Origin of the sequence: Rhizobium sp. BK289 (assembly GCF_014193575.1) — a bacterium.
GTDB classification, from domain to species: Bacteria; Pseudomonadota; Alphaproteobacteria; order Rhizobiales; family Rhizobiaceae; genus Rhizobium; species Rhizobium tropici_C.
This window is the reverse complement of the sequence record NZ_JACHZO010000023.1, coordinates 50,426-56,917: the sequence shown is the minus strand read 5'-3', so window position 1 is coordinate 56,917 and position 6,492 is coordinate 50,426. Positions and strand designations below refer to the sequence as shown.

At 53.7% G+C, this 6,492-nt stretch carries 4 protein-coding genes; all 4 read right to left on the bottom strand.

Translation table 11 applies throughout. From position 1 onward, the window contains the following. Positions 1 to 91: 91 nt before the first annotated feature. A complete protein-coding gene (locus FHT84_RS29595) occupies positions 92 to 448 on the bottom strand; it encodes a barstar family protein (protein WP_183765560.1) in 357 nt (118 codons plus the stop codon). 302 nt (positions 449 to 750) lie between these two features. Further along, positions 751 to 1,122 carry a hypothetical protein gene (locus FHT84_RS29590; protein WP_162736980.1) on the bottom strand — a complete coding sequence of 124 codons (372 nt, stop codon included), beginning with the start codon at positions 1,120 to 1,122 and terminating at the stop codon, positions 751 to 753. Between the two features lie 8 nt (positions 1,123 to 1,130). Beyond that, positions 1,131 to 5,912: an RHS repeat-associated core domain-containing protein gene (locus FHT84_RS29585; protein WP_246698668.1), complete on the bottom strand. Its 4,782-nt coding sequence runs from the start codon at positions 5,910 to 5,912 to the stop codon at positions 1,131 to 1,133. Between the two features lie 55 nt (positions 5,913 to 5,967). Then, entirely contained in the window at positions 5,968 to 6,291 is a 324-nt protein-coding gene (locus tag FHT84_RS29580; RefSeq protein WP_162736981.1) for an RHS repeat domain-containing protein, read from the bottom strand. Positions 6,292 to 6,492: the final 201 nt, after the last annotated feature.

The window sequence follows — 6,492 nt, the reverse complement described above, 5'->3', positions numbered from 1 at the left end:
ACATTGACCCGCATCGCTCAAGGCTGGCCAGTATCCGAGCTCGAGGCGCTTATGCCATGGAACTTCAGGCCTGACGCCATCAGCTAACCGCTTACTGAATTTGGATGATTTCAACAAGCCAATCGAAAACGGTGGCCCCTTGCCTCTTTTGCGCTCGGATTAGGTCGGCTCGCACAAGTTCACGATTGCTTGGGTGGCAGCGTTCCAACCGCTTCTCCAACTGTCTTTCCGTTTCCGGATGGCTCAGGTTTGTCCGAGAGACCTCTGAATGGGTCCACCGAAGGATAAATCCCTCGTCAGGTGTACGAAAGCCTCCGCGCAGAATGTCGTTGAAGGCATCAAGATTTCGTCCCCAATATGCATCCGGAATGAGTCTTTCACTCACTTGCTCATAAAAAGCCTCAAGCGACGTGATCTTCGATCCATCAAGGATATATTCTTTGGTCATCAGTCAGAACATAATGCACGTGGCTTGATGTCCGCAATGGGGTCGGTACCGGCCGATCCGCAACGCGCCCAATGTCGGTTGTATCGTTGGCAGTCGCGTCTTCCCGAAAGCAGACGTCGATCAGTTAGCTTTGAAGGCACGAAAGCGTCAGGACCAAGATTTCGCCACATTTGATCAAGCTCTTGGTTGCTGAAAACCCCCTTCTTCACCGCCTAAACCGTCGCGCTTCACATACTTCCGACCTCAGGCGATTCTAAAGATTACAAGTTAGGCCGGCACTCCTGAAAATATTGTCTCAATATTCAATTTTTTAACGCACGGGCCTTTAGGCGGTGTAACAGCTCCGCCCCCGTTTCAGTTGTGCTCAATCCATAACCTGTATCTCTTGTCATCGAAAATGGAGTATAATTTCTGTCATATTTTATATTAGATATGTCCTTGCACCTTTTTGGTTCGCCATTTTGAAATAGAATTAATTCAGCATATCCTTTTTTGCATAGATTATAGTTTAGTTCTATAATTTCATTGAGACTGCAGATCTTTGAAATATTTAACTGGGGATTGTGAATGTCCCCATCTGGTACCAACCAATAGGTCTCATATAGTCCGCAGTAATCAAACTCAGACAATTCCAATATCGCTATTAAGATCGCTGTTTGTGTACCGAAATTCATTTTCCTAGTCACCTGCCGAGCTTAAACCTGTCAGTTTTTCCACCTTTCGACACAACGCCATACGGATCATCGTGCAGCTCCGGATTCGAGGTATTTTTTGTGCCACCTGGATGAATCCTGACTTGTTCGCCTTTTCTATCGGGGTTTTCATATACCGTGCCCTGGTTATTTTTTGCAGGTCGAGAGGACCAACCTCGACCCGATAGGTCTTGACCGATATCATCCGCGGTCTTGCCCTCCAGATCCCCTGCATCCGGCGTGTTCTGTGGGCCACTGTTAAGCAGAGGACCCGCTAAGTCCGGGAAATTATTAGGCGCCGGACACATGCCGAGCGATGGCTGTGACGGCTGTAATAGCTGCTGCATTAGCCAAGGAAAAATCGAAAATTGTCCACTGGCATCTGTATAGACTAGCGGAGAATTTTCTGCATAAGCGTACAAATTAAGGGTCTGGTTAGTTCCCTCGCCAAGTGGATCTCTGGAGACCCAGCGCCCCAGATTCGAATTATAAACTCTGAACCACGTCAGGCCAAGACCGCTCTCGCGGTGGGAGAACAATCCGGCGAAACCATAATCTGTAAGCGACTGCGCCGTCTGCAGCACTACGCCCCAAGGGTCATAATCGTAAGCGGGAGCGGCGGTTGCACTTTGGAACACTCGCCGCACAGAACCGACTTGATCGATGCCGTAGAAGAGCGCTGGATTTGCTGCCCCGACCTTAAATTCACCTTCGGTGAAGTAACTTTGTTTCGGAGAGTAGGCGGCATCGCGTGCTTGGCAAAGCTTACTGCCACACCAAATATACTTTAAGGTAACGGCGCTACCTCCACTCGCTGGCGTGTCGCCAATCTCAATACGACGCCCGCGTCCATCATAGGCGAATTTGGTGAGCTTCCCCGATTGCGAGGGATATGTGATCCCAACCAAACGATTTTCTGCGTCCCAGGAATATGCCCGTTCGCCGTCGGACAGCAAATTTCCGTTGGCGTCGTAGCTGTAGCCCTGACCAGAAGCCTGCGTGATCTCGTTGAGATTATTGAACGAGACTGCCTGCATCGCCGAACTCGGATCCGCGACGCTTGTGTCGCTGTCTTGCGTGATCGCGGTGATGAAGTTCTCCGGCGAGCTTTGAAAGGTGAAATTCGTATACTGCCCGCTCGTCAAGCCGGTGTTGGCGATGCCAGACAGACGACGGTCATGGGCATTATCGAGGTAGCTCCAGCTGGTCTTGAGAGTTGACGTTGCTGGCAGCAACTGCCGAACTGTGATCTGAGAGGTTTGCCCCAGGTAGGAAATCTGAAAGGCGCCCAGGTCGCTGGAGTGATTGATCACGCGACCGATAGCATCGTACTGGAAGGTCTCGGCGCCGCTGCCCGAAATCTGCCGGGTGGCTTGCCGTCCCAGAGCATCATAGCCATAGGCGATTGTGTGGGAGCAACTCGCAGAGCCGGATGCGGTAAAGCACTCCTGAGCCAGTTGCTGGGCACCATCGACATAGGACGGGTTATAGGCATAGGTCGTCGCCCCCACCCCGTCCGTCATCGAAGCGATGCGATCAAAATAGGGATCGTAGCCGAACGAAACATTCGGCGTCGGATTGACGGCATTGAGATATGTCAGACCAGTCAGATTGTTGTCGATCGCATAACTGTATTGTTTTGTCTGTCCCAATGCGTCGAGAACGCTCTTCAGGCGGCTGGTCGTGTTTTCGTAAGTATAGGTAACATGACTATTGTCGGCATAGGCCTTCGAGGTTTGCCGATCCTGAACGTCGTAGGCCCAGGCCGTCACATTGCCCTTCGGATCCGTTAGAGAAACGAGATTTCCGGCCGGATCGTAGCCGAGCGTCGTCGACTGCCGCATAGGATCGACAACCGCCGTTAGTCGGCGATTGGCGTCATATTGATATCGCCAAACCCGCCCCTCGCGATCCTGATAGGAAACCAGATCGAGCCGCTGATAGGTGTAGCGCTGCGATGTGCCGTCGGGATAAGTGATTTTCGTAATGCGGTCGGCCGCATCGTAGTCGTAAGTGACCGTCCAACCTTCGGAGTCGGTATAGGTTCGCACGCGGGCAAAACCGTCATAGGTGTAGGTAGCCGCAGTGGCGTTGTTGGCGTTCGTGACTGACGCCAAATTTGCGTTTGTGTCGTATTGATAGGCCGTCTTTTCACCAAGGGCGTCGGTGAACGAGGTTAACTGACCAACTGCATTGTAACCGATCGTGCTCGTCTGCCCGGCCGCGTCCGAATAAAAGATCGGCCGATGCTGCTTGTTGTAAATATATTGCGCCAGTGTGGACTGCGCGCCGAATTGATCCGCTTGACTGACGGCAACAAGATCGATGCCATTCGAATAGGAATAATAGGTGATTCGCCCGGCCGGATCCGTTGCCTGCGTCAGATTTCCGCTGCTGTCATAAGCATATAAGCTGATCTGCGATGAACCGTCATCGAGCACTCGGCCAATCGCCGTCGGCTTGTTATAGGTTCCGCCGTAAAGGGTGCCCGTTGATCCGATCTGCCCGGGGTAGGTGTACCAGACGCGGTTCTCCAGCGGCTTTTTCTCGCTCTCGATTGCCGTCCCCTTGATAGAAGAGGCTGGCATGTGAACGAAATGCCGGATCCTGGCCTTGGTGTAATCGCACCCACCGGTATCTGTACAGCCGGCGGTGACGTAATCGCTCTTGTCCCAATGAAAACTGTTGCGGTAGGGCAGATAAGTGTTGGAGAGCGGAAGTGGCATGCCAACAGGTACAGTAGCGGTCGGATCGCTGAATGGAATCGGGGCGGGCTCGAGCCATTCCTCGCGCTCCTTATTGCCGAGCGGATCAGTGATCTGAACAAAGCGCGGCGGACCCGAGGTTCCAGGTGCCGTATAGCTGAACCGGGTTGTACCATAAGGCGTCGTCAGAGCGTTGATGAGCGAATTGGCGTCATAGCTGAAACTCGATGTCAGACCGATGATATCGGTGATCGACGCCAGCCGCCCTTGACCGTCGTAAGTTAGGACGGCGCTGCGTCCGAATGGATCCGCAATCTGGCTGACGAGCAGCGGACGGCCGGCGACGCCATAGCTAAAGGTCGTATCACGCCCGACGGCATCAGTGATTGAGGTCAGCCGCTTCTGGTTATCGTAGTGCAACGTTGCGGCGTTGCCTTGCGGATCAATCACCTTGCTCAGGAAGATTTTGCGCGGATAGGCGGCGCTTGCGTCGGACTGCTCATAGATCTCCATTCCACCGTTGCGCAATTGGCGCCGATAGCTGACGGGCGATTGCGAAATGAGAGAAAGGATCGAACCATCGGTGTCCTGCGCCGCGAAGGTTTTGCGGACGGTATCATAGCCGATGTAGTAGAAGGCGCCGCCCTCACCCATGATACGCGAAACATTGGCGCCCGGATTGGTTGGATCGTCGATAATGTAACTTGACCAGCTTAGCGACCATTTCTGACCGATATTGAAGTAGTCGAAATTAGCAGGCTGACTGTCTTCACGCTGATTGTAGCTGATGCCGATCTTCATCGAGGGACCGATCGGCGGAACGTAGCCGACGGGCACGTCCGAGAGCGCGACGCTAACACTGGATTCCTTAATGTTGACCACGCAGAGGGGGCATTGGTTATTGTCGCCGCCGTTGTTTTGATTGTTTGCGCCCTGCGGCCATGGCGACTGGTTTCCATTGCCGCCTAGTCCTCCCGAGCCGCCAAGAGATGGATTGTTGGGATCAGGAGGGATTGGTCCCGGCCCGTTGGCATTCGTGTCGCCGGCATCGCCCTGGCGAGTACTGTTCGTCGATCCTTTGCCGCGAATGGAGACTGCTTGTGGCATTGAAACGGACTGCCAGGCTTCACTGGTGACCTCGCTTGCGGGCACAAGGAAATATCCGCTGGCCTCCGCATTCAGTGCATCGGGCGTGACCCACATATCCGCATTCGGAAAGACTGCGTCCTGAACATGATAGCGGCCATTCGCCTTTCCGACGATCGCCGCAAAATGTCCCACCTTCCAGTGGACGACCGATGGCACGGGGACAGCTTCGTCCGGAGAACGGCGAATGAGGCGATAATCGAGCTTTACCTTGCTTGCCAATCTACCGAGTTCGGCAAGCGTCGTGCCTTCCGGCCCGGCATTGTAAAATTGCAGGAAATTGAGCTTGTCCGCGCTCATCCCCTGGGTCAACAGGAGAGCTCGTAGCGCAAGCGGGCCGCAGTTGAACAGATGCCGCGGATCGGTCTTGACCAGTGTCAGCATGTCGCGGGCAGATTGAATCGTTTCCGTTGCCGGCCCGGAAACCTTACGACCGTCCAGTTGGCTAAACAGTAGCGCCAGATCATCGCTCCGTCCCATGCTGGCGTTCAGGCTGGCGAGCTCGCCGATAGCACGATCGGTCAGTGCTCGTGCCTCTGAAGTGGATGCATCCTTGCCCTCGGTCCAGGCCTTTTGCCAGGCGTCGATGGCACGCGAGAAATATCCGTCATGCAGATAGGAGAGGCCAATATTGGTCCACAGAGCTGTCGACCATCCGCCATGGGGATACCTTTGGAGAAACCCCGTCAAACTGGAGAGATCGGAAGGATCATGACGATGCTGAAACGCATTGAGAGCAGCAGAAAGATCCTCGTCCTCGTTTGGAAAGGTGACCTTTGTTTTCACCAAAGGCTCGGCAAAGCCCGCCATGCTCGGGGCCGGAAACGACGCTATCGTCGGTGGTGCGGCCATCACAGTGCCGGCGGAGATCAATGCGAGAAGAAATACTGCTGCTGTTCCGGATTTGAATGCAGACATCATCGAGATCTCTCGTCAAATTTTTGAAAAGGCGTGGAAGATCGTCAGTCAATCTTGCTCAGGGTTGGGTCCACATGATGCACCCCCACGACCCTGAACCCCAGATCGCGTCAGCGACACCGCTCGCCCAGTTGACGGCGCCCCAGTTGACCTGACCCCAGATCGGTGGAGCGACATCCTTATTCGCGGTCAACTGAGATGTGCGATTGCCGTTCGGGTCATAGCCGTAAACGATGCATTTCGATTGGTCATAGAAGCCGGTGGTCAGCCGCCCGTTAGCGTCGTAGCCAAAATTGCTCGACTTCGAATCCGCGAACACGGGGACAGCGCTCACCAAAAGCGCAATCGAAACAATTATGTGGAAGCCGAGCCTGGAAATCATCGCTCTTTCCTCATGAGAAATTTGTTTACTGTCGCACAATCTGCATCTTGTGAGTTTATTTTGCAAAAGATAACTTGCGTACGAATTGCAGCATTCTTTGGACTCACCCGAAGCGGCCTGCGATGTCATTCAGCGAAGTCCCCAGCGTTTGAAATAGCATTCTCATACAATAACCAGAAATACAATCCCGTAAAATGCGGG

Excerpts from the sequence above, each read along its gene's own strand:
- FHT84_RS29585 (WP_246698668.1), bottom strand. The coding sequence starts at position 5,912 with ATGATGTCTGCATTCAAATCCGGAACAGCAGCAGTATTTCTTCTCGCA.
- FHT84_RS29580 (WP_162736981.1), bottom strand. The coding sequence starts at position 6,291 with ATGATTTCCAGGCTCGGCTTCCACATAATTGTTTCGATTGCGCTTTTG.
- FHT84_RS29595 (WP_183765560.1), bottom strand. The coding sequence starts at position 448 with ATGACCAAAGAATATATCCTTGATGGATCGAAGATCACGTCGCTTGAG.
- FHT84_RS29590 (WP_162736980.1), bottom strand. The coding sequence starts at position 1,122 with ATGAATTTCGGTACACAAACAGCGATCTTAATAGCGATATTGGAATTG.